Here is a 23320-nt window from a genome sequence, read left to right as displayed (position 1 = left end):
CGGTCACCTTACCGGAAGCGGACCAGCGGAGGCGTCCGCTCGGAGCGGGGTTTTCACGCGTCCCGGGGATGCGGCGGTTTGCTAGTCTGACTGACGCTGAACGACCTCCGATCAGAGCAGGACGCGCCGTGTCTGAGACAACGCCCACTTCCCATACGTTCCAAGTGGACCTGCGCGGACTGGTGGACCTGCTCTCGCACCACCTGTACTCCTCGCCGAAGGTGTACGTGCGCGAGCTCCTCCAGAACGCGGTGGACGCCGTCACCGCGCGCCGCCAGATCGACCCCGGCTTCGCCGCCGAGGGCGCCCCGGTGCGGATCACCGCCGAGGGGACGCGGCTGCTCGTCACCGATCCCGGTGTGGGCCTGACGGTCGCGGAGGTCCACAAGCTCCTCGCCACGATCGGCGGCTCGTCCAAGCGGGACGAGGAGATCGAGGGCGCGCGCCGGGACTTCCTGGGGCAGTTCGGGATCGGCCTCCTCGCGTGCTTCACCGTCGCGTCGGTCATCACCGTGACCTCCAAGTCCGCGAAGGACCCCGCCGCGCCCGTGGTCCGCTGGTCCGCGCGCGACGACGGCTCCTACACCGTCACCGAGGTCCCCGACGCCGAGCACCCCGAGCCCGGCACCACCGTGGAGCTGACCGCCCGCCCCGGCGAGGACTGGCTCCAGCCGCACCGCGTCGTCCAGCTCGCCCGCGAGTACGGCTCCCTGCTGCCGGTCGAGGTCACCGTGTTCGGCGGCGGCGCGCCCGAGCGGATCACCGACACGCCGCCGCTGTGGGAGCGGCGGCACCCCAACGCGACCGCGCGGCGGCTCGCCCTCAACCGCTACTGCGAGAACGTCATGGGCTTCCCGCCCCTCGACGTCATCGACCTCGACGTGCCCCTGTCCGGTCTCAAGGGCGTCGCGTTCGTGCTCCCGCACGCCGCGTCCCCCTCGGCCCGGCCCGCGCACCGCGTGCACCTCAAGCGCATGCTGCTCACCGAGACCGCCGACAACCTGGTCCCCGAGTGGGCGTTCTTCGTGCGCTGCGTGGTCGACACGGACTCCTTGCGGCCCACCGCCTCCCGCGAGTCCCTCTACGACGACGAGGCCCTCGCCGTCGCCCGCGACGCGATCGGCGCGCAGATCCGCGAGTGGATCTCCCGCCTCGCCGCCGAGGACCCGACCCGCCTGGAGGCGTTCCTCGCCGTCCACGAGCTCGGCGTCAAGGCCCTCGCCCGCCACGACGAGGAGCTGCTCGCCGCGATGCTCCCGTGGCTGCGGTTCGAGACCACCGCCGGGCGCACCGGCCTCCCCGAGTTCGCCCGCGCCCACCAGCCGGTCTACCTCGCTTCCACCGTGGACGAGTTCCGGCAGGTCGCCCAGATCGCCGCCGCCCAGGGCATCGGCGTCGTCAACGGCGGCTACACGTACGACGCCGAGCTCGTGCAGGCCCTGCCGCGCCTCGACCCCGACGTCAAGATCGAGCACCTCCAGCCCGGCGTCATCTCCGCGAGCCTCGACCCGGTCCCCGCCCGCGAGGAGCTGGCCCTCCAGTCGTTCCTCGCCGCCGCGCGCGCCCGCCTCGACGCGGTCGACGTGGACGTCGTCGTCCGCGAGTTCAACCCCGTCTCGGTGCCCGCGCTGCTCCTCGACGACCGCGAGGCCCGCCGCGAGCGCCAGCGCGCCGAGGCCGAGGCGCAGGCCGACGACCTGTGGGGCGGCATCCTCGCCTCCATCAAGCAGCACGCCCCGCGTGCGCAGCTCGTCCTCAACCACCGCAACCCCACCGTGCGGCGCGTCAGCGGCATCGCCGACGCCGACCTGGCCGGGACCGCCGTCGAGTCGCTGTACGGGCAGGCCCTGCTCATGAGCCACCGGCCGCTGCGCAGCGCCGACACCGCGCTCCTCAACCGCTCCTTCATGAATCTGCTGGAACACGTTACAAAGGATTAGACGAACCCCCGCCGAGAAAGACCGAGGACCCGCGATGGCCACTCCCGACCCCGACGCGATCTGGCGTCTGCTCAACGAGGCCCGCTTCGAGGAGGCCGGCGAGGCGAAGGTCGCGGCACTGGAGCGGGCCGTCGAGGCCGCGGACGCGGTCGGCGACCCCGAGCTGGTCAACTACGCGCTCAACGGCCTGGTCGACGCGTACGAGTTCTCCCGCGACTCCACGCGCCTGCTCGTCCCGTTCGCGCGGCTCCTGCGCTCCTTCGACACCCGCCCCGAGCACTTCGACGCCTACTTGACGCGCTCGCTGTACTGGACGTTCAAGTGGATCGTCGACTCGATGATCGAGCAGCCCGACGTGCCGCTCGAATCGATCGAGCACTGGCTCCAGGAGATGCGCCGCCGCTACGCCGAGGCCGGGTACTCGATGCACGCGCCCGCGGCCTACGAGATGCAGCTGGCGTTCCACACCGGCGACTACGACCGGGTCGCGCGCGCCATCGAGGCCCTCGGCGAGGCCGAGGAGGACGACATGTCCGACTGCACCGCATGCCAGTTCACGACCCTCGCGACGATCGTGTTCTACGCGGAGGAGGACTCCGCGGACGCGGCCATGGAGATGCTGGAGCCGGTCCTGGCGGGCGAGCACTCGTGCGCCCACGAGCCGCACTACGGGCTGGCCCTGTCGCTGCTGCCGCTCGTGGAGCTGGGCCGACCGGCCGAGGCCCGCGCGAACCACCTGCGCGGCTACCAGATGTGCCGCGGCAAGGAGGACATGGTCCCGATGATCGCGCTGCACATCGAGTTCTGCGCGCTCACCGGGAACGAGCACCGGGCCGTGGAGATCCTCGCCGACCACGCCCGCTTCTTCGACCTCGACCTGGGGGTGCGCGAGCGCCAGCGGCTCCTTGAGGTCGCCGTGCTCACCTGCCGCCGCCTCGCGGCCCTCGGGTTCGCGGACGCGGCCGTGCCGGGCCCGGGCGGGCGCGAGTGGACCGCCTCCGGGCTGCACGACTGGGCCGAGGCCGAGCGGCAGGCGATCTGCGCGCGCTTCGACGCCCGCAACGGCAGCGACCACCACTCCCGCATGTCCGCGTGCGTCGTGGAGTCCACGCCCTACGACGAACCGGTCCACCTGGGCCTCAAGGAGCCCCGTGCGGTCGAGGCCCGCGTGGAGCTGCCCGCGGACGAGCCGGTCGAGGGCCCCGCGCTCGACGCGGCCATCGACGCCGCCTACGCCGCGTACGACGCGTGCTCCCCGGACACGTGGAAGGCCTGGCTCAAGGTCGGCGCGATCGCCGACCGGCTCGGCATCGAGCTGATCGCCGAGCACCGCGCCGAGATCGCGCACGCCGAGTCCGCGCGCGCCGACGACCCCGAGGCCGTGGAGTCGGGCCTGCGCCGCGCCGTGGCCCTGTTCGGCACCGCGGGCCAGCCGGGCCGCGCGCTCGTCGCGGAGGCGTTCCTGCTCATCCACCGCGCCGAGACCGCCCCCGACGAGGTGAGGGCCGGGGCCGCGCAGGTCGCCGCCACGGCCCTGCGGCTGCGCGGCGAGCACCGCATCGACGACCGCAGCCTGCACACCAGCCAGGTCCTCGCCATGCGCGCCGAGTACCTCACCGGCGACCCCGCGCCCGACCTGGACGCCCGCGCCGAGGCCCTCGACGCCGAGCTCGCCGACCTGCCCGACCGCCGCTACGCGCTCATCCGCCGCTGCGACCTCCTCGACCTGCGCGCCCGCCTCACCGACGACACCGACGCCAAGACGTGGCTGCTCACCGCCGAACGCGACGTCGCCCGCGCCGCCGACGCCGGATGGGCCGTGGCCCGCGCCAGCGCCGACCTCGCCGACCAGATCGGCCTCGCCGGGGACTTCGAGGCGGCGTACGCGGTCACCCGCGACGGCCTCACCGCCCTCGGCGACGAGCCGAGCCGCACCATCGCCGCGAAGCTGCACCTCCAGGCCGCGGAGTTCCGGATGCGCCAGGGCGACCACGAGGGCACCTACGAGCACGCCCTCGCCGCGTCCGTGCACTGCGACGCGGTCGGCATGGCCGTCCCCGGGGCCGTGGCCCGCCACCTCATGGGCACGGCGCTCGTGGAGCTGGACCGGCGCGCCGAGGCCGTCCCGATCCTCGAAGCGGCCCTCGACGACCTGCCCGACGCGGAGGCGTGGCGGGCCTGCAACATCCGCTTCAACCTCGCCGAGGCGTACGACAAGCAGGACGACACGCGCCGCGGCGTCGAGCACGGCCTCGCCGCGCTCGCCCTCATGGAGACCCGCCCCGAGCTCGGCAGGGCCCCGTTGTACGCGGACACGCTGTTCCTCACCGGGGAGCTGCTGGAGAAGCTCGGCGAGCACGACCACGCCCTGGAGGTGTACACGCGCGCCGCCGAGGCCGCCGAGGAGATCGGGGACCTCACGTCGTGGGCGCGGGTGAGCCGCGCCCGGGTGTGGCTGCTGCGCACCATCTCCGGGGACGCCGCGTTCGGCGAGGGCCTCCAGTCGATGGCGCACATCGCCGCGGGCCTGATCGCGCAGCGCGCCGACCGGGGCCTGCCCGAGGAGGTCCGCGAGGCGGCCCGCTTCGAGCTGGGGGAGACCTACCGGCAGCACGCGCAGCTGACGTTCCAGTTCCTGGAGTCGCAGGCGGGGGAGCCGGGGCTGCGGCGCGACGAGGCGGAGCCGGTGCTCGACCTCCAGCGGCGGGCGCTCGCCGTGTTCCGGGACGGGCCGCTGCTGCTGGAGCGGGCGTCGTTGACGGCGCACCAGACGATGTGGCTGCTGTCGGAGCTGGGGGACGCGGCGGGCGCGGTGGAGACGGGGGAGGAGGCCCTCGGCTGGCTGGCGTCCCCGGAGCACGCGGAGGCGCGGGAGGGGTTCGTGCAGCACCTCGCGGATCTGCGCGGCGGCGGCGGCGCGGTTTGACGCGGCGGGCCTGACGGCGGCGGGGCCGCCCGCGCGAGGTACGCTTGCGCACTGGCGGCATGGGCGCACACGCGGTGTGCCCGAGTGTTCTGCACCTGGTCGAAACTGGGTTGAACATCCGCCGAAAAGCGAACAGTCTGTTCGCGGAACCTATCCGCAGTCTCACCGACCGCCAGCCGGATCGAGAGGAATCATCGTGTCCCAGGACCGCACCGAAGCGCTCATCAGCCTGTCCAAACGCCGCGGCTTCGTCTTCCCCAGTTCGGAGATCTACGGAGGCACCCGCTCTGCTTGGGACTACGGCCCGCTCGGTGTGGAGCTGAAGGAGAACATCCGCCGCGAGTGGTGGAACGCGATGGTCCGGGAGCGCGACGACGTCGTCGGCCTCGACTCCGCCGTGGTCCTCAACCCGCAGGTGTGGGTCGCCAGCGGCCACCTGGAGGAGTTCACCGACCCGCTCACCGAGTGCCAGTCGTGCCACAAGCGCTTCCGCGCCGACCACCTCGTGGAGGCGTACCAGGAGAAGCACGACGGCGCCGAGCCCGAGAACGGCCTCGCCGACCTCGCGTGCCCGCACTGCGGGGCCCGCGGCTCCTTCACCGAGCCGCGCATGTTCAACGGCATGATGAAGACGTTCCTGGGCGCCGTCGAGGACTCCGAGAACACGCACTACCTGCGTCCGGAGACCGCGCAGGGCATCTTCGTGAACTTCACGAACGTGATGACGGCCTCGCGCCGCAAGCCGCCGTTCGGCATCGCGCAGACCGGCAAGAGCTTCCGCAACGAGATCACGCCGGGCAACTTCATCTTCCGCACCCGCGAGTTCGAGCAGATGGAGATGGAGTTCTTCGTCGAGCCGGGCACGGACGAGGAGTGGCACGAGTACTGGCTGAACGAGCGCTGGAAGTGGTATGTGGACCTCGGCCTGTCCGAGGCGAACCTGCGACGCTTCGAGCACCCGCAGGACAAGCTGTCGCACTACTCGAAGCGCACCGTCGACATCGAGTACCGCTTCAACTTCGCGGGCAGCGAGTTCGGCGAGCTTGAGGGCATCGCGAACCGCACCGACTTCGACCTGTCGACGCACTCGAAGCACTCGGGCGCGGACCTGTCGTACTTCGACCAGGCCAAGGGCGAGCGGTGGACGCCGTACGTCATCGAGCCCGCGGCGGGCCTGACCCGCTCGGTGCTGGCGTTCCTGCTGGAGGCGTACGACGTGGACGAGGCCCCGAACACCAAGGGCGGCGTCGACAAGCGCACGGTCCTGCGGTTCGACCCGCGCCTGGCCCCCGTCAAGGCCGCGGTGCTGCCGCTGAGCCGCAACGAGGACCTGTCGCCGAAGGCGAAGGACCTGGCCGCGCGCCTGCGCCGCCACTGGAACGTCGACTTCGACGACGCCGGCGCGATCGGCCGCCGCTACCGCCGCGCCGACGAGATCGGCACGCCGTACTGCATCACCGTGGACTTCGACACGCTCGAAGACCAGGCCGTGACGATCCGCGACCGCGACTCGATGAAGCAGGAGCGCGTGGCCCTCGACCAGGTCGAGCGCTACCTCCTCGAACGGCTCTAGCCGCCGAACCTCCGGGGGCCGATCTCGATCCTGTCGAGGTCGGCCCCTTCGGGTATCCAGGAGGCGTGCAGGTCCAGCTCCTGCACCGACTCGCCCGCGGCGACGGTGCGCCAGCCCGCGGAGCCGAGGTCGAACGAGAACGGGTCCTGCCCGGCGGGGAGGCCGCCGATCAGCGTCCCCTCCTCGTCGCGGAACATGATCGAGATCCGGATCTCCTGCTCGACGGCGCTCGTCACGGAGTAGTGGACGCGGTAGCCGTCGGGGCTGAGCAGCGGGTCCACGGCGAGCACCGACAGCTCCGGGAGGGGCTCGACGAACACCCAGTCGCGCTGCTCGGGGGTGAGGTCCGCGGGCTCGGGGGCGAGGAACGACGGCTCGCGCGAGGTCACGCGGAGGCGCTCCACGGGGGTGTCGAACAGGGCCGCGGAGAGCACGAACCCGAGCTGCACGGTGGTGTCGGCGGGGATCGGGTTGGGGTAGAAGCTCTCCAGGTCGTCCTCGGTGCCGTCGGCGGCGAGGGCCCACACGTCGAGCGAGCCGGGCGTGACCATCGCCGTGTCGTAGGGGTTGCGCAGGACCGCGCCGAGGATCACCCGCGGCGTGCCCAGCTCGTCGACCACGGGGCTGAACCCGTATTCGAGGATCTCGAACTCGACCTGCGGCCCCGAGGTGAAGTCGGGGGCGAGCGCGGGCGCGGTGCCCAGTTCGGAGACGTCGGCGACGCCGTCGTCGGGGAGCGGCTGCCATTCGAGCGACACCGCCAGGGCCGCCGCGCAGGCCGCGAGGGCGACCGCGAACGGCAGGCGCGGCATGGGCGCGGTGCGGTGGACGACGCGCGCCGCGAGCCGCCGCAGCCCCCGTGCGGGGGCGCTGATCCACCTGGTCTTGGGCATCGGGGGTCCCGAGTGAGAACGCTACACTTTGTGGACCACGGTAGCAGTCGAGGAGCCAGAGTGTCCGGAGCGGCGACACCCGACCGCTGGGGCGACGAGCACGCGATCGACCTCGGCGCGGTCGACGCGACCGCCGAGGAGGCCCCCGAGCCGCCGTCCACTGAGGACGCGCCGAAGCGCCGCTTCCGCTTCCCCAACGCCGCCATGGCCCTCGCCGCGGTCCTGCTGCTCGTCGCGGCGGGCGCGGTCGCCGTCGCCAAGTGGGCGCCGTTCGGCAATCGCGACGCCGAGGGCGTCGTCACCGGGTTCCTGGAGGCCGCGCAGGCGGGCGACATCGAAGGGGCCCTGGCCTTCACCGACCAGCCGCACGCCACCGGCGACTTCCTCGTGGACGAGGCGCTCGACACCCGCTGGAGCATCGTCGAGGTCGGGCAGGTCGCGAGCGCGGCGAGCGCCCGCGAGGGCCGGTACGTGTCGCAGGTGTACGCCGAGATCGAGGCGTTCGACGGGACCCGCATCGGGTTCCGGTACTTCGTGGGCATCGAGGACGGCGAGGTCCGCATCGAGAACGCGCTCAGCGGCTCCGAGGCGTACCCGGCCTTCGACCACCTCGACGTCAACGGCGTCACCGTCCCCGTGGACGAGGCCATGGGGATCACGAACATCGTGCTGCTGCCGGGGATCTACGAGTTCTACCCCGAACTGCCGTCCACGATGGAGCTGGAGACCGAGGGGGTCCTGCTGACGCTCGGGAACCGGTTCATCCCGCTCGGCGCCGAGTACGCGGACGAGTGGCTGCCGATCCCGTGGCCGACGGTCTCGCCCGAGGGGGAGGCGCTCATCGAGGAGGCTCTGCGCGCGCACCTCGACCGGTGCGCGATCGACCCCGACCCGGTGGACTGCCCGTTCGCGTTCCCCGACGACGCGTCCCGCGCCGTCGCGCCCGCGCCCGGGGCGGCCTGGGAGATCACCGCCTACCCGGAGGTCCGGGCGCAGTGGTGGGGGTACGAGCTGCTCCAGGGCTTCGTCCTGGTGACGACCGTGCCCGGCGAGGCGCGCATCCCGGTCGTGGTCACCGAGGACGGGAGGGCCCGGGACGCGGTGGCGAGCTGCCCGGTGTGGGCCGACGGCCTCTACGCGGACCTGGACTTCCAGGGCGGGGCGGCGATCCACCGGCCCGACGGCACGACGCTCGAACGGTGCAGTTCGCTCGTGGAAGTGGACTGAGGCGCGGCGCGGCGACCGTGCGGCACGGGGCCGCGCAGCTCAGTGGTCCGGAACGTCAGTCGCTGTGGATGACGCAGTCGCAGTCGACCCACGCGGGCGCCGCGGCGCGGTCGGTGTGGGTGATGGAGTAGTGGCCGCGGCTCTCCGACGCCCAGAGGGACGCGGGGCTGGCCGGTACGGCGGCTTCGACCTCGTGCGAGAGTTCGACGGGTTCGGGCGCCTCGGCCGGGGCGGTCTCCAATTGCTGGACCATTGCGTTCATCGCTCCTTTGTCTCTATCCGAGTCAAACGCAGAAACGGCTCGCATGGTTCCGGGCTTGAGAGCAGTTTCACAGCGCACTCGCACCGCCCAGGTTAGCGCCCCCCGGCGACGGGCACATAACGGTTTCATGCCAATGGATCGCCGGGGGTGCAGGTCAGGGTCGCCTTATCAACCGTTCAGGTGAGGCTCCTACCAGGACGATTTCCGTATTCCGGGCAATTCTCCGCGGTGCGCCATCGCCCTGAGTCGGACACGCGACAGTTGGAACCTGCGGTATACGCCACGCGGCCGCCCGTCCACGGCGTCGCGGCTCCGCAGCCGCACCGGCGAGGAGTCCCGCGGGAGCCGCTGAAGCGCCCGCACCGCCGCCGCCCGCTCCTGCGGCGGCGTCCCCGGGGCCGCGACCAGGCGCTTCAGCTCCGCCCGCCGCTCCCGGTGCCGGTCCACCAGGACCTCGCGCCGCCGCTGCCGCGCGATCGCGCTCTTCTTCGCCATCTCAGACCTTCCTTCCCGCATTCCTCATGCGCTGCACGACGGCCTCGACGCCGTCGCGGTCGACGATCTTGATCCCCTTGGCGGACAGGCGCAGCCGCACCCACCGCCCCTCACTGGGCAGGTAGTACCGCTTCGTCTGCAAGTTCACGTCCCAGCGGCGCCGGGTCTTGTGCTTGGACCACGGCACGTTGTTGCCGAAGCCCGGCCCGGCCCCGGTCACGTCGCAAGTTCTGGACACGGTGCACTCCTCTCGATCACCACTACTATAATGACAATCGTTTTCAGTTAGATCGGAGGTCCCATGTCCCAGCTCGCACAACCCGGACCCGCCGGCACCCGCGCCGACCTGCGCCCGGCCCTGACCCTCCTCACCGGCTTCGCCCCGGACGCCGTCGAGGCCGCCGCCGACCTGCTCGCCCGCGCCGACCCGACCCTCCTCGTCGTCGGCTACGACCTCACCGCGCTCGCCGCCGACGGGGCCGTCCGCCGCACCGTGCGCGACGGCCGCGGGACCGTCGAGGACGAGCGCACCGTCCTCGCCCACGGGTGCCTCTCCTGCACCGTCCGCGACGACCTCCTCCCGGCGCTCGTGCGCCTCGCCCGCGACCGGCCCGGCTCCGACATCGCCCTGGTCCTGCCGCCGTCCATGGAGCCCGACACGGTCACCGCCGCGTGCGCCTGGTGCGAGATCGACGGCAGGCCCGTCGCCGACGCCGTCCGCATCGACTCCGTCGTCGCCGTCTGCGACCCCGCGACCCTCCTCGACACCCTCGACTCCGACCAGGACCTCGCCGACCGCGGCCTCCACGCCGCCGCCGACGACGCCCGCACCGTCGCCGACACCGCCGCCCGCCAGATCGAGTACGCCGACACCGTCCTCCTCTGGGCCCCCGGCACCGCCGCCGACAGCGCCTTCAACACCTACGAGCACACCCGCCTCGCCGTCCTCCTCCGGCGGCTCAACCCCTGGGCCCGCCACCTCGCCGCCGACCACGACGAGCCCGCCGCCCCCGGCCCCGAGTCCGCCGCGCACGCGGCGGCGCTGTCCGCCCGCCTGCGCCGCAGCGGCCGCTTCGACCCCGACGGCCCCGAGCCCTACGGCCGCGGCCTGGAGGGCTACGCCGTCGGATGCCATGAGCCCGAACCGGACTGCGGCGTCGTCGCCGTCCTCTACCGGGCCCGCCGCCCGTTCCACCCCGCCCGCTTCCACGCGGCCCTCCCGCAGATCGCGGGCACCACGCTCCGCGGCCGCGGCCACCTGTGGCTCGCGTCCCAGCCCGACGCGATCGCGGCGTGGGAGTCGAGCGGCGGCGGCGTCTCCATGGGCGGCCTCGGGCGCTGGCTCGCGGCCACCCCCGACGCGGAGTGGGACGAGTCGAGCCCCGAGCGCCGCGTCAACGCCGACCTGCACTGGGACGCCGACTACGGCGACCGGGAGATCCAGCTCGCGTTCGTCGGCCTGCACTTCGCGGCCGACGAGCTGGCCGCCGTCCTCGACGCGTGCCTCCTCACCGACGAGGAGGCCGCCGCCGGACCGGACGCATGGCGGGAATACGCGGACCCGTTCGAGGGTTGTCTCGAAGGCAAGGAAGGGATTGAGGAATGAAGCAAGGCATACACCCGAACTACGACTACGTGGTCTTCCGCGACCGCGGCGCCGACTTCGCCTTCCTCACGCGGTCCACGGCCACCTCGGCCGAGACCGTCGAGTGGGAGGACGGCCGGACCTACCCGGTGATCGACGTCCAGATCTCCTCGGCCTCGCACCCGTTCTGGACCGGCAAGAGCCGCGTCCTGGACGACGAGGGCCGCGTCGCCAAGTTCTACAAGCGCTACGGCCAGAAGGGCAAGTAGCGGCAGCGACCGCAGCAGGGCCTCCCGGCACCGGGAGGCCCTGCTGTCGTATCTGAACCCTATATCCTATAGGAAATAGGATGCACGATCCGGATCAGCCGCCGGAGGAGTCGATCTCGGCCCCGACGGGGACCGTCCGGTCGTCGCGGTCGTCGAGCCACCCGTCGGGCAGCGAGACCTTGCCGGGGGAGTTGGTGCGCCCGCGCGGCTTGCCGATCGTGGACTCGGGGAACGGCGCGTCCGCGTCGAGCTTCCCGAGCAGGTCCTCCAGCTCGTTCAAGGTGGAGACCATCGCGAGCGAGCGGCGCAGCTCGCCGCCGACCGGGAACCCCTTGAGGTACCAGGCGACGTGCTTGCGGAACTCGCGGCAGCCGTGCTCCTCCGCGTCGATGTTGCGCCGCGCCTCGTACGACTCGGCGCCCGCGATCCACTCCACGAGGAGCTGCGCGTGCCGCAGCATGACCTTCGCGACCTCCCCGAGGGACGGCATGAGGCGCGTCCGCCGCCCGCTGAACGCCGCCTCCAGGTCCCCGAAGAGCCAGGGCCGCCCCAGGCACCCCCGGCCGACCACGACGCCGTCGCAGCCCGTCTGGGCGGCCATGCGCACCGCGTCGTCGGCCTCCCAGACGTCGCCGTTGCCGAGCACCGGGACGTCCAGGAGCTCCTTGAGGTCGGCGATGGCGTCCCAGTCGGCGGTCCCGGAGTACCGCTCGGCCGCGGTGCGCCCGTGCAGCGCCACCCACGCGACCCCGGCGTCCTGCGCGATCAGGCCCGCCTCCCGGTAGGTGAGGTGGTCGTCGTCGATGCCCTTGCGCATCTTCACGGTCACGGGGATGCCCCGCTCCGCGGCGGTGTCCACGGCGGCGGTCACGATCTCCTCGAACAGCCGCCGCTTCCACGGCAGCGCCGACCCGCCGCCGCGGCGGGTCACCTTCGGGACGGGGCAGCCGAAGTTCAGGTCCACGTGGTCGGCGAGGTCCTCCTCCACGACCATCCGCACGGCCTTGCGCACCCCCTCGGGGTCCACGCCGTAGAGCTGGAGGCTGCGCGTCTCCTCGTCGGGGTCGAACTCGATGAGCCGCATCGTCTTCGGGTTGCGCTCGGTGAGCGCCACCGTCGTGATCATCTCGCACACGTAGATCCCCGCGCCCTGCTCGCGGCAGAGCTTGCGGAACGGCAGGTTCGTGATCCCGGCCATCGGGGCGAGGACCACGGGCGGGGACACGGTCTTGCCCGCGAGCGAGAGCTGATTCGTCACCGCTCGATTATCCCAGCGCCCGGCGCGAGCGCCAATGCCCGGCGACGTGACCTCTTTCGGGGGACAAAACCGCTCGCGGGCCCGATTCTTGTCGGACCCGCGAGCAAAGCTGGCGGCCACGGTCCCCTCTGGGAGGGTGGGGGCTGGGGACGGTATACGGCCTTAAGCTTTTAACGGGCGCTACTCCAGGTCGACCGTGACCGAGGCGGCCCACGGCTTCCCGGCGACGTCGTAGGCCCCCGCGTAGCTGAAGCCGTCGCCGCCGACGGCCGCGCCGCCGGGGATCGTCGCCTGGCCGTCGAGGTAGGCGTGGAGCTTCTTGCCCTCGAAGTCCGAGACCAGGACCACCGCGGCGGTCCCGGCGTAGTTCTTCACGTCGAGCGCGGGCGTCTCCGAAGCGCACAGCGGGTCGGTCAGGCGCGAGTCCGCGAGCTGCTTGGCGACCTCGCCGCCCGCGACCCAGCTGATCGTCCCCGCGCCGCGGCTCGTCGCGATGAACTGGCCGCTCTGCGCGCCCACGACCAGGCACGTCGGGTTCGCCCCGACGTCCGTCGCCGCGGTCTCGGCGAGCTCCCGGTCCAGTTCGTGGACCTTCCCGTCGCTCGTCGCGACGGCCGGACCGGCCTCCGCGGCGGCGACGTCGGCCACGCCGCCGTCGAACGGCAGCGCCTCGCCCGCGGCGGCGTCGAACGCGAGCGCCGTGCCGTCGTAGTACTGCGCCGCGATCCCCTGGAGCGTCGAGGTCAGGTCCACGACCGCGACCTGGCTCGCGCTCAGGTCGCCCACGACCGCGTACCCCGAGCCCGCGACCGTGTCGCGGTGCGCCCCGTCCTCCACGGTCCCGCGCTCCAGCGCGAGCGAGCCGGACGAGTCCGACCACGCGTCGACCGAGGTCGGCGCGGTGAACGGCAGCGCGACGGTCCCGAGGACCTGCGCCGAGGCGAAGTGCCCGGGGTTGGGCAGGCCGGGGTAGGACTCCGACCAGCTCGACGAGTACGAGCCGCTCTTGTCGCCCATGGCGATCACCACGAGCGCGCCGGTCTGCGACGCCGGGTTCCAGGTGGTCACGAGCGCCAGCTCGTTCCCGTCGGTGAGCGCGACGTCGGTCGGGACCTGCCCGTCGGGCAGGAGCAGGCACGTGCCGCCCTGCGCCCCCGAGATGCCCGCGGTCGCGATGACCCCGGACGAGAACGCGATCACCGAGTGGGCGCTGACCTCGCCGCTCTGCTCGGGCCGCGCGAGCGCGACCGGGCGGCCGAGGTCCACGCCGAGCCCGGCGACGCACTCGGCGGTCGAGCCCTCCTGGAGTTCGAGTTCGGGCGTGCCGTCCTCGGAGAACCGGCCGCCCGCGCGGGGCGTGAGGCCGATGAGGTCGTCGGTGGACTCGACGGCGGTGACGTGGTCGACGCCGCTGAGCCCGTCGTCGTCGGCGAGGTATCCGAGCTGGCCCTGGACGCTGCGGTCCGCGTCGCCCAGGAGCGGCGCGGTGGCGAGGGCGTCGCCGCCGGTCGCGGCCACTTCCTCGGCGCCCGAGGGGGCGCCGGCCTCGCCGTAGCGCCACGCGAACCACTCGGCGGTGCCCGCGGCCCCGGCGAGCTGCGCGTACTGCTCGGCGCTCAGGGCCTCGTCGGCGCCGGGGCTCTCGCTCGCGCCGCCGTCGGTGGAGTCGTCGCCGGGGTTGGACGGCTCGCTCGGCGGGGCCGCGCCCAGCATGAGGACGATGCCGATGATGAGGCCGAGCGTGATGAGACCGCCGATGCCGTAGATGGCGTAGCGGACGCCGCGGTGCGTCGGCGGCGCGGCGCGCACCGGCGGGGCCTGCGAGGGCTCCGGCTCGGCGGCCGTCTCCTCACTGCGGCGCTGCGCGGGGACGGCCTCGGCGGGGACGGTCTCGGTGGCGGCGGCCTGCTCCCCGAAGGGCTGCGGGGCGTCCGCGGGGAACCGCTCGGCGCCGTAGGCGCTCTGCGGGGCCTCGGGGAACCCGGCGGGCTGCTGCTCCGCGTACTGCTGCTGGTCGCCGAACGCCTGCTCCGGGAACGCGCCCTGGGGCTGCTGCTCGCCGAACGCGCCCGGGGCCGGGGACAGGTCCTGGTAGGCGTCCTGCGGGGCCTGCCCGAAGGCGGCCTGCTCCTGGTACTGCGGCTGCTCGGGGTACGCGCCCTGGGGCGCGGCCGGGAACGGGTCGGCCTGGTACTGCTGCTGCTCGGCCTGGTACGCCTCGCGGGCGGCCTGGGCCTCCGCGGCGAGGCGGTCGGCCTGGTACGGGTCGGACTGGTAGAGGTCCTGCCCGCCGGAGTCGCCGCGGTACTGGGTCTGGCCGTACACGTCGGCCTCGTACGGGTCGGCGCGCAGCTCCGGGAACTCCAGGCTCCCGCCCTGCTGCGGGTCGAGCGCGTTGAAGCCCGGCCCGGACGCGGGGGCGGCGCCCGGGTCGGCGGGTCCGGCCTGGCCCGGGACGCCCGGCGGGGGCCACGCCGCGCCGCCGCCGGAGAGGCCGCGGGGCGTGTGGCCCTGCTGGGAGATCCAGTCCTGGTTCGAGCGGGGCGGCCAGTCGGCGGACTCGCCCCAGTCGCCCTGCTGCTGCGGGGGCGCGCTCGCGGGCGCGCCCGGGGTCTCGAAGAGCGTCCCACGGACTTCGCCGACGCGCGGCGGCTCGCCGCCGCCGAGGTCGGCCGCCCACTCGTTCCGCCGCGCTTCGGGGTCGAGGTCGTCGCGGGCCGCGGGGTCGCCGAACAGGTTCGGGCCCGCGGGCGGACGGGGATCGGACGACGCCTCTTCCTCCGGCGCTGCGGAAGGCAGGTGACCCACCCCGCGCGCGGTGATTCGGGGCGGATTCGTGGGTGTGGCCGCGGGTTCGCTGGTGGGAGGCCAGGAGGGCGGCTGCTCGGGCGATGGGTCCGGCATGATAGGCGACTCTAGCTGATCGGGACGCGCAACCGTGAGGCGTGGTCGGGAAAGATGTTGTCGAGGAACATGGTACAGCGGGGCCTCCACCTGGATGTTCTTCGGCGACAAGCGGTTCGGGGATGCCCGAAGGGGACGTGACCTTCGCCGCGGGCGTGTCGCCCGGCCGCCTCACAACCGCCGCGTCCGCCGCCGCGGTGTCGGACCCACCGGGCAGAATGGTGAAGGCAGCGAAAGAGGTGAACAGTGGCGGGGCGAATCCGGGACGCCGACATCCAGCTCGTGCGCGAGCGGGTGGACATCGCCGAGGTCATCGGCGAGCGCGTCACCCTGCGCAACGCGGGCGGCGGCAACCTCAAGGGCCTGTGCCCCTTCCACGACGAGCGCTCCCCGAGCTTCAACGTCACCCCCGCGCGCGGCGTGTACCACTGCTTCGGCTGCGGCGTGGGCGGCGACGCCATCACGTTCCTCACCGAGCTCGACGGGCTCACGTTCGTGGAGGCGGTCGAGCGGCTCGCGGGCAAGGCCGGGCTGAAGCTCACGTACGAGGACGTCGACGGGCGCGTGCAGCGCGGCCCCTCGGGCGCGCCCGGCATGAAGCAGCGGCTCCTCGACGCGCACACCGCCGCCGCCGAGTTCTACACCGGGAAGCTCCTGTCGCCCGAGGCGATGACGGCGCGGCAGTTCCTGTCCGCGCGCGGCTTCGACCGGGACGCGGCGGCCACCTTCGGCTGCGGGTACGCGCCCGACGCGTGGGACGCGCTCGCGAAGCACCTGCGCGCCAAGGGCTTCACCGCCGAGGAGCTGACCCAGGCGGGCCTGGCGAAGCCCTCTCGCAGCGGCAGCCTCATCGACCGGTTCCGCCGCCGCCTCGTGTGGCCGATCCGCGACTCGTCCAGCGCGGTGATCGGCTTCGGGGCGCGCAAGCTCTTCGACGACGACCAGGGCCCGAAGTACCTGAACACGCCCGAGACGCCCCTGTACAAGAAGTCGCAGGTGCTCTACGGGATCGACTTGGCGCGCAAGGAGATCGCGAAGACCGGCCGGGTCGTGATCGTCGAGGGGTACACCGACGTCATGGCCTGCCACCTCGCGGGCGTGCCGATGGCCGTCGCCACCTGCGGCACCGCGTTCGGCGCCGAGCACATCCGGGTGCTGCGCCGGTTCCTGTTCGACTCCGAGTCCGCAGACGGGCGGATCATCTTCACGTTCGACGGCGACGAGGCGGGCCAGCGGGCCGCCCTGAAGGCCTTCGACGAGGAGCAGCGGTTCGTCTCGCAGACGTACATCGCGGTCACCCCGGGCGGGCAGGACCCGTGCGAGCTGCGCCAGTCCGCGGGCGACACCGCCGTGCGCGAGCTCATCGAGCGGCACACGCCGCTCGTGCAGTTCGCGATCGAGCGCGCCATCGCCAAGCACGACCTCGACACCGCCGAGGGCCGCCTCCACGCCACCCGTGCGATCGCGCCGCTGCTCGCGCGCGTCAAGGACCGCGGCCTCGTCGAGGAGTACCTCGGCGTGTACGCCGGTCGCCTCGGCAAGGAGAAGGCCGAGCTGCGCCGCGCCGTCCAGGGCGCCGCCGCCGGGCAGGCCCCCGCCGAGGCCCCGCCGCAGCCGCGGCGCGAGGCCCGCGTCGACTCGATGCAGCTGCGCGCCCAGCGCGAGGTCCTCAAGGTCGCGTTGCAGCAGCCGCAGATCGCCGGGCCCTACTTCGACGCCGTGGACGCCGCGCCCTACACCGACCCGAACTACCGGGCCGTGCGCGAGGCCGTCGCCGCCGCCGGGGGCGCCGCGCACGCGACGGCCGGACCCAACTGGGTCGCCGCCGTCCAGGCCGCGTGCGCCGAGATCGCCGCCGGGGCCCTCGTCTCCGAACTCGCCGTCGAGGAGCTGCGGCTCGCGGGCGAACCGGACGCGCTGTACGTGCGCACGATCCTCGCCCGCATCCAGCGGCCCGTCGTCGAAGCCGAGGTCGCCGACCTCAAGCGCCGCCTCCAGCGCATCAACCCCAGCACCGACAAGGACCAGTACATGACCCTGTTCGGGCAGCTCATGGGCCTCGAACAGCACGTGCGGTCCCTGCGCGACCAGGCCGCGAACGCCTTCGAGTAGCCGAAAGGCCGCCCCCGTCGCCGGGAGCGGCCTTGAAGACTCAGAGAGGCGCTAGAGCGCGGCCTTGACCGGCTGCGGACGCGGGTTGCGCAGCGGCTCGCCGTGGGCGTGGAGCTCGCCGAGGGCTTCCTTCCACGACTGGATCAGGCCCGTCGCGTGGTAGGGGATGCCCTTCTCGTTGCAGAACTGCTCCACGATCGGCTGCGCGTACTTCAGGTGCACCGACGGCATCGCCGGGAACAGGTGGTGCTCGATCTGGTAGTTCAGGCCGCCGAGCGCGAAGTCGGTGAACCAGCCGCCCTTGACGTTCCGGGAGGTCAGCACCTGCTTGCGGAGGAAGTCCAGCTCGGTGTCGCCCACGAACGTCGGCATGCCCTTGTGGTTCGGCGCGAAGACCGAGCCCATGTACACGCCCCACGCGGCCTTGTGCACCAGGATGAACACGACGGCCTTGCCCGGGGACAGGAACATGAAGACCATCGTCAGGTACGCGGCCCAGTGCAGGGCCAGGAACAGGGCTTCCATGCCGCGGTTCTTCAGGCCCGGCTTGAGGACCGACTTGATGCCCGACCAGTTCAGGTTCAGGCCCTCCAGGGTGAGGACCGGGAAGAACAGCTGCGCCTGGTACTTGCCGAACCAGGTCGCGATGCCCTGCGCGAAGCCCGCCTGGCGCTTCGACCACACGAACAGGCCCGGAGCCACGTCGGGGTCGAGCTCCTCGTGGTTGGGGTTCGCGTGGTGGCGGTTGTGCTTGTCGTTCCACCAGCCGTAGCCCATGCCGTTGGCGAGGTTCCCGGTGAACCAGCCGATCTTCTGCGACGCCGAGCGGCTGCGCACCACCTGGCGGTGCGCCAGGTCGTGGCCGAGGAACGCGACCTGCGCGCTCACGATCGCGAGGAACACCCCCGTCAGGAGCTGCCACCAGGTGTTCCCGATGAGCGCGAACGCGACCCAGCCCCCGATGAACACCGCGCCCGTGAGGGCGAAGCGGATGACGTAGTACGCGGGGCGGCGGTTCATGAGCCCGGCCGCGCTGATGCGCTTGGACAGCTGGGCGAAATCGCTGCCGGTCCGCTGCGGGGCCTCGGCGGTGAGCGTCATGGAAGCTTCCGATCTGTCGGGGTTGTGCTCGACCCCTTAAGCCTTCCGGTTCCGAGCCCGCAAGTCGCTACCGCTGACCCGTCAAAAAAGGTAGTGCTTGCCCTACCTTTCCCAGCCGGCTCCCAGCTTGGGGCAGCGCAGCGTAAGGGACGGCTCCGGATCGCGTAAGGGGCCACACGAAGAGTAAGGAGTGGAACGATGTCACATGAGGGATCTAGGCTCGAAGGCATGCCTGATGACAACGAGATCCTGGTCAGCGCCGCCGACCTGCGGAAGAGCTACGGCGAGCACGAGGCCGTGCGCGGCGTCGACTTCGCCATCCGCCGCGGGGAGGCGTTCGGCTTCCTCGGCGCCAACGGGGCCGGGAAGTCCACCACCATGCGGATGATCGGCTGCGTCTCGCAACCCACCGGCGGCACCCTGGAGGTCTTCGGCCGCGACCCGCACACCGAAGGCCCCGCCATCCGCGCCCGCCTCGGCGTCGTCCCCCAGGACAACACCCTCGACGACATGCTCACCGTCTTCGAGAACCTCGTCGTCTACGCCGGGTACTTCGGCATCAGGAAGAAGGCCGCCCGCGCCAAGGCCACCGAACTCCTCGACTTCGTGCAGCTCACCGCCCGCGCCAAGGACCAGGTCTCCGACCTCTCCGGCGGCATGCAGCGCCGCCTCGCCATCGCGCGCTCCCTCATCAACGACCCCGAACTGGTCATCCTCGACGAGCCCACCACCGGCCTCGACCCCCAGGCCCGCCACCTCGTCTGGGAGCGCCTCTTCCAGCTCAAGCACCGCGGCGTCTCCATCCTCCTCACCACCCACTACATGGACGAGGCCGAGCAGCTCTGCGACCGCCTCGTCGTCATGGACGAGGGCCGCATCATCGCCTCCGGCTCCCCCCGCGAGCTCATCGACACCCACGTCACCAAAGAGGTCGTCGAACTGCGCTTCGGCACCGCCCACACCGCCGAGCTCGCCGCCCTCGCCCACACCCTCGACGGCGTCGGCGCCCAGATCGAGCCCCTCCCCGACAAGATCCTCGTCTACACCGACGACGCCGACGACACCAGCGCCGCCCTCGAAGCCCGCGACATCCACCCGTCCTCGGTCCTCGCCCGCCGCGCCACCCTCGAAGACGTCTTCCTGCGCCTCACCGGCCGCGCCCTCGTGGAGGACGAGGCGTGACCACCGCGACCACCACCGAACCCGCGACCGCCGCCGACCGCGAGGCCCCCACCGCCCTCACCGGCGCCTGGCGCGCCTTCACCCTCCAGCTCGCGCTCTTCAAGCACGTCTGGCACGGCACGGTCTTCACCTCCGTGCTCCTGCCGGTCCTCTACATGGTGTCCATCGGCATCGGCGTCGGCGCCTACATCGACCCGTCGTCCCTCGGCGGCCTCGACTACGCCGCGTTCATCGCCCCCGGCCTCATCTGCTCCGTCGCCGTCATGATGCTCGGCAACGACATGGTCTTCCCCGTCTTCGGCGGCTACGCCGACTGGGGCGGCGGCTACCTCGCCCAGCGGGCCACCCCGCTGCGCCCCGTCGACATCCTCAACGGCCACCTCGCGTACGCGGTCCTGTTCCGCCCCTTCACCAACTGCACCATCGTCGCGGTCGTCCTCGCGTTCTTCGGCGTCTACGCCTCCTGGTGGGCCGCGTTCGCCGTCATCGCCGCCGCCCTCGTCTCCGCCGCGATGGCCCCCTGGATGCACGCCTGGGCCTCCACGCTCAAGAACGACTCGAACCTCAACATGATCTTCCGGTTCGCCGTCATGCCCATCTCCCTGTTCTCCGGGGTCTTCTTCCCCGCCGACCAGATGCCGGGCTTCCTCCAGCCGCTCGTGTGGATCTCGCCCCTGTGGCACGGCACCGAGCTCGCCCGCGCCGCCACCGCCGACGTCGCGCCCGCGCTGCCCCCCTACGCCCACATCGCCTACCTCGCGCTGCTCGCCGTGACCGGGTGGTTCGCCGCCCGCCGCGTCATCGAGCGACGCCTCAACTTCTAGGGAGTCCGCGTGTCCGTCATCGCCTACGGCGCCGCCCGCGCCGGCCTCCGCAACTCCGGGGCCCTGCTCAACCGCAACTGGGTCGCCATGCGCCGCGCCTGGATCCTCATCCTCTCCGGCGCCGTCGAGTCGCTGCTGTTCCTGTTCGCCTTCGGATTCGGCGTCGGCGCCCTCGTCGGGGACATCACGCTCCCCAACGGCACCACCGTCTCCTACACCGCCTACGTGGCGCCCGCGATCCTCGCGAACGCCGCCATGATGGGCGTCCTCGCCGAGACCTCCATCAACGTGTTCGCCAAGTTCAAGTGGATGAAGGTCTACGACGGCATCCTCAACACCCCGCTGCGCCCCTGGGACGTCGCCCTCGGCGAGGTCTGGTGGGCCCTCATCCGCGGCTTCACCTACATCGGCGCGTTCGTGGTCGTCATGGGGCTCTTCGGACTCCTCGACTCCTGGTGGGCCCTCCTGGCGATCCCCGCGTGCGTGTTCATCGCGCTGGCGTTCGCCGGGATCGGCCTCACGCTCGCCACGCTCTTCCGCGACTGGACCGACTTCGACTGGATGAACGCCGTCGTCTTCGCGATGTTCCTGTTCGGCGGCACGTTCACGCCCGTCGAGGCGTACCCCGCGTTCGCCCAGCCGATCGTCTACGTCATGCCGCTCTACCACGGCATCGAGCTCGTCCGCGGCATCAGCCTCGGCCAGCTCGGCCCGATGATGCTGGTGCACATCGGGTACCTGCTCGCCCTCGCGGTGGGCGGCATGTGGATCGCGCAGCGCCGACTTGCACGGGCTCTGTATAAGTAGCAGTGGTCAAGCAGCAGGCCGCGCCCCCGTCCGCGGGGGCGCGGCTGACCTGTTTGTAAGAAAGTTTTCTTCAGATGTGATCTTCACAACGAAGGAAATCTTCGGTACGTTCCCCTTATGAGACACCGAAACCGACGAATCGCACTCCTCGTCGCGGCGCTCCTCACCGCGGTCGCCGCCTCCTTCGCGCCGACCCTGGTCTCGAACGCCGACGACTTCACGGCGCAGGCCGTCTCCCACAAGAGCCCGTTCAACTGCAACAAGACGTTCTACGCGAACAACTGGTCGGGCGGGCACAACCCGAGCAACTCCATCGACTGGCAGACCTACGGGTCCGACGCCATCAACGGCGAGACCGTCCGGGCCACCGCCGCGGGCACCGCCTACTTCTACAACGAGGGCAGCACCAGCTACGGCCGGTGGGTCAAGGTCGTCCACTCCGACGGCACCCAGACCCGCTACGCCCACCTCGCCACCCAGGTGAAGTCCCCCGGCTCCTCCATGTCCGTCTCCCAGGGCACCATCATCGGCACCGTCGGCTCCACCGGCGGCTCCACCGCCCCCCACCTCCACTACGAGCAGCGCAACGCCAGCGGCAGCGTCGTCAGCCCCGTCGTCGAGGGCGTCTCGGTCCCCTTGGGCTCCAAGAAGGCCGTCACCTCCTCCAACGGCTGCTCCGGCGGCGGCAACCCGTACACCCCGGGCGAGGTCTGCGGCTCCGGCTACTCCCAGATCAACCAGCACGCCCTCGGCTCGGTCGGCGCCATCTTCCTGATGTACAACAGCTCCAACGGCTACAACTGCGTCGTGACCCTGAAGTACACCAGCGTCGGCACCGCCTCCGCGGTCTCCGCGACCCTCCAGGCCGAGGGAGGCACGACCACGAAGGACTCCGGCAACTTCTCCTACTACGCCGGCCCCGTCAAGAAGTCCGCCCCCAACACCTGCGTCAAATGGGGCGGCTCGGTCGGCTCGACCACCTGGACGAGCGGCTGGAGCCATTGCGGCTGACCCGCCGCAGAGCGAAGCCCACCGTGCCAATTGATCGGCTCGCAAGCTTCGCCGATAGGGTGGGCGCGTGAGAACCCTCCTGCGACTGTGCATCGTCGTCGTGATGGCCTGCGCGCCCGCCTTCGCCCCTTCCGCGGCCTTCGCCGCGTCCGGCCCGCAGGTCCTGGTGCTGACGACCGGCGCCGAGGCCCGGGACGTGGCCGACTACGCCGTGGAGCGCCTCCAGATGGAGGCGCGGCGCTGGAACTTCACCCTCACCGAGGGGGAGCCCGCCGACCTGGAGGACCTCGGCGAGGTCGACGTGGTCGTGTTCGTCAACACCGGCGCGGACATCCTCGACCAGTCGCAGGAGGCGTCGCTCCAGTCGTTCATCACGCGCGGGGGCGGGTTCGTCGCCACGAACGCGGCCGCGCTCAGCGAACCGGACTGGAACTTCTACGGCGAGCTCATCGGCGCCACGGCGCTCACGCCGCCGCAGGAGCCCGCCACCGACCAGGACGTCTCCTTCAACTCGGGCTCGCCGATCACCGACGGCCTGGACGAGGACCTCACCCTCAACGAGCGCTGGTACTTCTTCGATCCCGAACCGGTGCAACCGGACTCGACGATCCTCGCGCAGCTCGGCTCGGGCGACCCGGTCGCCTGGAGCTCCGAGGACCACCGCGCGTTCTACGCCTCCCCGGGCGGCGAGGGCAAGACCTGGGGCGACCGCGACTTCCTCCAGCTCATCCGCCAGGCCATCTGGTGGGCCGCAGGCGAAGAGGGCGTGCTCCTCCAGAACTCCGACGACGCGGCCCCCGAATGGCCCTACACCTGGACGTTCGCGTTCTTCGTCGTCGCGGTCGCCGGCGGCGGCTCGATCGCCGTGTGGCGCCTGGACAAGGACGAGACCCGGCGCGAGGAAGAGGCCGAAGCCGCCCAGAGCGCCGGCACTTGAGCACCGCAAGCGGA

General features: G+C 72.0%; 19 protein-coding genes. 12 read left to right on the top strand and 7 right to left on the bottom strand.

The window, feature by feature from the left end:
* Positions 1-68 precede the first annotated feature (68 nt).
* The 3 genes from ACFFXY_RS13440 (at position 69) to ACFFXY_RS13430 (ending at position 6439) form a co-directional block, all read left to right on the top strand.
* A complete protein-coding gene (locus ACFFXY_RS13440; protein ID WP_382351111.1) occupies positions 69-1940 on the top strand; it encodes an HSP90 family protein in 1872 nt (623 codons plus the stop codon).
* Positions 1941-1974: 34 nt separating this feature from the next.
* Positions 1975-4866: a tetratricopeptide repeat protein gene (locus tag ACFFXY_RS13435; RefSeq protein ID WP_382351108.1), complete on the top strand. Its 2892-nt coding sequence runs from the start codon at positions 1975-1977 to the stop codon at positions 4864-4866.
* Between the two features lie 196 nt (positions 4867-5062).
* Positions 5063-6439, top strand: a complete 1377-nt coding sequence (locus ACFFXY_RS13430; RefSeq protein WP_382351105.1) for a glycine--tRNA ligase — start codon at positions 5063-5065, stop codon at positions 6437-6439.
* Here ACFFXY_RS13430 and ACFFXY_RS13425 read toward each other — a convergent pair.
* Positions 6436-7332, bottom strand: coding sequence for a hypothetical protein (locus ACFFXY_RS13425; RefSeq protein WP_382351102.1), 897 nt, complete (start codon positions 7330-7332; stop codon positions 6436-6438). The genes ACFFXY_RS13430 and ACFFXY_RS13425 overlap by 4 nt on opposite strands.
* A gap of 60 nt (positions 7333-7392) precedes the next feature.
* Here ACFFXY_RS13425 and ACFFXY_RS13420 point away from each other — a divergent pair, with 60 nt between their 5' ends.
* A complete protein-coding gene (locus ACFFXY_RS13420) occupies positions 7393-8559 on the top strand; it encodes a hypothetical protein (RefSeq protein ID WP_382351099.1) in 1167 nt (388 codons plus the stop codon).
* A gap of 55 nt (positions 8560-8614) precedes the next feature.
* Here ACFFXY_RS13420 and ACFFXY_RS13415 read toward each other — a convergent pair whose 3' ends face one another.
* From ACFFXY_RS13415 to rpmB, 3 genes are all read right to left on the bottom strand, one after another.
* Positions 8615-8821 (bottom strand): hypothetical protein, encoded by a 207-nt coding sequence (locus ACFFXY_RS13415; RefSeq protein WP_382351096.1) that lies wholly within the window; start codon positions 8819-8821, stop codon positions 8615-8617.
* A gap of 189 nt (positions 8822-9010) precedes the next feature.
* A complete protein-coding gene (gene rpsN, locus ACFFXY_RS13410) occupies positions 9011-9316 on the bottom strand; it encodes a 30S ribosomal protein S14 (protein WP_382351093.1) in 306 nt (101 codons plus the stop codon).
* Between the two features lies 1 nt (position 9317).
* Complete coding sequence (rpmB, locus tag ACFFXY_RS13405) at positions 9318-9554, bottom strand: 50S ribosomal protein L28 (RefSeq protein ID WP_382351090.1); 237 nt, start codon at positions 9552-9554, stop codon at positions 9318-9320.
* Positions 9555-9617: 63 nt separating this feature from the next.
* Here rpmB and ACFFXY_RS13400 point away from each other — a divergent pair, with 63 nt between their 5' ends.
* Positions 9618-10922: a CobW family GTP-binding protein gene (locus tag ACFFXY_RS13400; protein WP_382351087.1), complete on the top strand. Its 1305-nt coding sequence runs from the start codon at positions 9618-9620 to the stop codon at positions 10920-10922.
* Complete coding sequence (locus ACFFXY_RS13395) at positions 10919-11170, top strand: type B 50S ribosomal protein L31 (RefSeq protein WP_106361994.1); 252 nt, start codon at positions 10919-10921, stop codon at positions 11168-11170. Before ACFFXY_RS13400 ends, ACFFXY_RS13395 begins: the two co-directional genes overlap by 4 nt.
* 94 nt (positions 11171-11264) lie before the next feature.
* On the opposite strand, the gene dusB is transcribed toward ACFFXY_RS13395, so the two are convergent.
* Both dusB and ACFFXY_RS13385 read right to left on the bottom strand, forming a co-directional pair.
* Positions 11265-12428, bottom strand: coding sequence for a tRNA dihydrouridine synthase DusB (gene dusB / locus ACFFXY_RS13390; protein WP_382351084.1), 1164 nt, complete (start codon positions 12426-12428; stop codon positions 11265-11267).
* A gap of 180 nt (positions 12429-12608) precedes the next feature.
* A complete protein-coding gene (locus ACFFXY_RS13385) occupies positions 12609-15236 on the bottom strand; it encodes a hypothetical protein (RefSeq protein WP_382351082.1) in 2628 nt (875 codons plus the stop codon).
* A gap of 342 nt (positions 15237-15578) precedes the next feature.
* Here ACFFXY_RS13385 and dnaG point away from each other — a divergent pair, with 342 nt between their 5' ends.
* Positions 15579-17444 (top strand): DNA primase, encoded by a 1866-nt coding sequence (dnaG, locus tag ACFFXY_RS13380; protein ID WP_382351080.1) that lies wholly within the window; start codon positions 15579-15581, stop codon positions 17442-17444.
* A gap of 51 nt (positions 17445-17495) precedes the next feature.
* On the opposite strand, the gene ACFFXY_RS13375 is transcribed toward dnaG, so the two are convergent.
* Entirely contained in the window at positions 17496-18545 is a 1050-nt protein-coding gene (locus ACFFXY_RS13375) for a fatty acid desaturase family protein (protein ID WP_382351077.1), read from the bottom strand.
* A gap of 228 nt (positions 18546-18773) precedes the next feature.
* On the opposite strand from ACFFXY_RS13375, the gene ACFFXY_RS13370 reads away from it, so the two are divergent.
* From ACFFXY_RS13370 to ACFFXY_RS13350, 5 genes are all read left to right on the top strand, one after another.
* Positions 18774-19727 carry an ABC transporter ATP-binding protein gene (locus tag ACFFXY_RS13370; protein WP_382351074.1) on the top strand — a complete coding sequence of 318 codons (954 nt, stop codon included), beginning with the start codon at positions 18774-18776 and terminating at the stop codon, positions 19725-19727.
* Positions 19724-20551: an ABC transporter permease gene (locus ACFFXY_RS13365; RefSeq protein WP_382351071.1), complete on the top strand. Its 828-nt coding sequence runs from the start codon at positions 19724-19726 to the stop codon at positions 20549-20551. The genes ACFFXY_RS13370 and ACFFXY_RS13365 overlap by 4 nt, the downstream gene beginning before the upstream one ends.
* 9 nt (positions 20552-20560) lie before the next feature.
* Complete coding sequence (locus ACFFXY_RS13360; protein WP_382351068.1) at positions 20561-21358, top strand: ABC transporter permease; 798 nt, start codon at positions 20561-20563, stop codon at positions 21356-21358.
* Positions 21359-21475: 117 nt separating this feature from the next.
* Positions 21476-22369, top strand: a complete 894-nt coding sequence (locus ACFFXY_RS13355; RefSeq protein ID WP_382351065.1) for a M23 family metallopeptidase — start codon at positions 21476-21478, stop codon at positions 22367-22369.
* Positions 22370-22436: 67 nt separating this feature from the next.
* On the top strand, positions 22437-23306 hold the full coding sequence (locus ACFFXY_RS13350) for a ThuA domain-containing protein (RefSeq protein WP_382351062.1): 870 nt from the start codon (positions 22437-22439) through the stop codon (positions 23304-23306).
* Positions 23307-23320 lie beyond the last annotated feature (14 nt).

It is taken from the genome of Glycomyces mayteni, assembly GCF_042428885.1.
Classification (GTDB): Bacteria; Actinomycetota; Actinomycetes; order Mycobacteriales; family Micromonosporaceae; genus Glycomyces; species Glycomyces mayteni.
Note: the sequence above shows the minus strand (reverse complement) of the source record. Positions and strands in the feature narration are given on the sequence as shown.

Excerpts from the sequence above, each read along its gene's own strand:
- ACFFXY_RS13440 (WP_382351111.1), top strand. The coding sequence starts at position 69 with ATGCGGCGGTTTGCTAGTCTGACTGACGCTGAACGACCTCCGATCAGA.
- ACFFXY_RS13435 (WP_382351108.1), top strand. The coding sequence starts at position 1,975 with ATGGCCACTCCCGACCCCGACGCGATCTGGCGTCTGCTCAACGAGGCC.
- ACFFXY_RS13425 (WP_382351102.1), bottom strand. The coding sequence starts at position 7,332 with ATGCCCAAGACCAGGTGGATCAGCGCCCCCGCACGGGGGCTGCGGCGG.
- ACFFXY_RS13415 (WP_382351096.1), bottom strand. The coding sequence starts at position 8,821 with ATGAACGCAATGGTCCAGCAATTGGAGACCGCCCCGGCCGAGGCGCCC.
- rpsN (WP_382351093.1), bottom strand. The coding sequence starts at position 9,316 with ATGGCGAAGAAGAGCGCGATCGCGCGGCAGCGGCGGCGCGAGGTCCTG.
- ACFFXY_RS13400 (WP_382351087.1), top strand. The coding sequence starts at position 9,618 with ATGTCCCAGCTCGCACAACCCGGACCCGCCGGCACCCGCGCCGACCTG.
- ACFFXY_RS13395 (WP_106361994.1), top strand. The coding sequence starts at position 10,919 with ATGAAGCAAGGCATACACCCGAACTACGACTACGTGGTCTTCCGCGAC.
- ACFFXY_RS13375 (WP_382351077.1), bottom strand. The coding sequence starts at position 18,545 with ATGACGCTCACCGCCGAGGCCCCGCAGCGGACCGGCAGCGATTTCGCC.
- ACFFXY_RS13370 (WP_382351074.1), top strand. The coding sequence starts at position 18,774 with ATGCCTGATGACAACGAGATCCTGGTCAGCGCCGCCGACCTGCGGAAG.
- ACFFXY_RS13355 (WP_382351065.1), top strand. The coding sequence starts at position 21,476 with ATGAGACACCGAAACCGACGAATCGCACTCCTCGTCGCGGCGCTCCTC.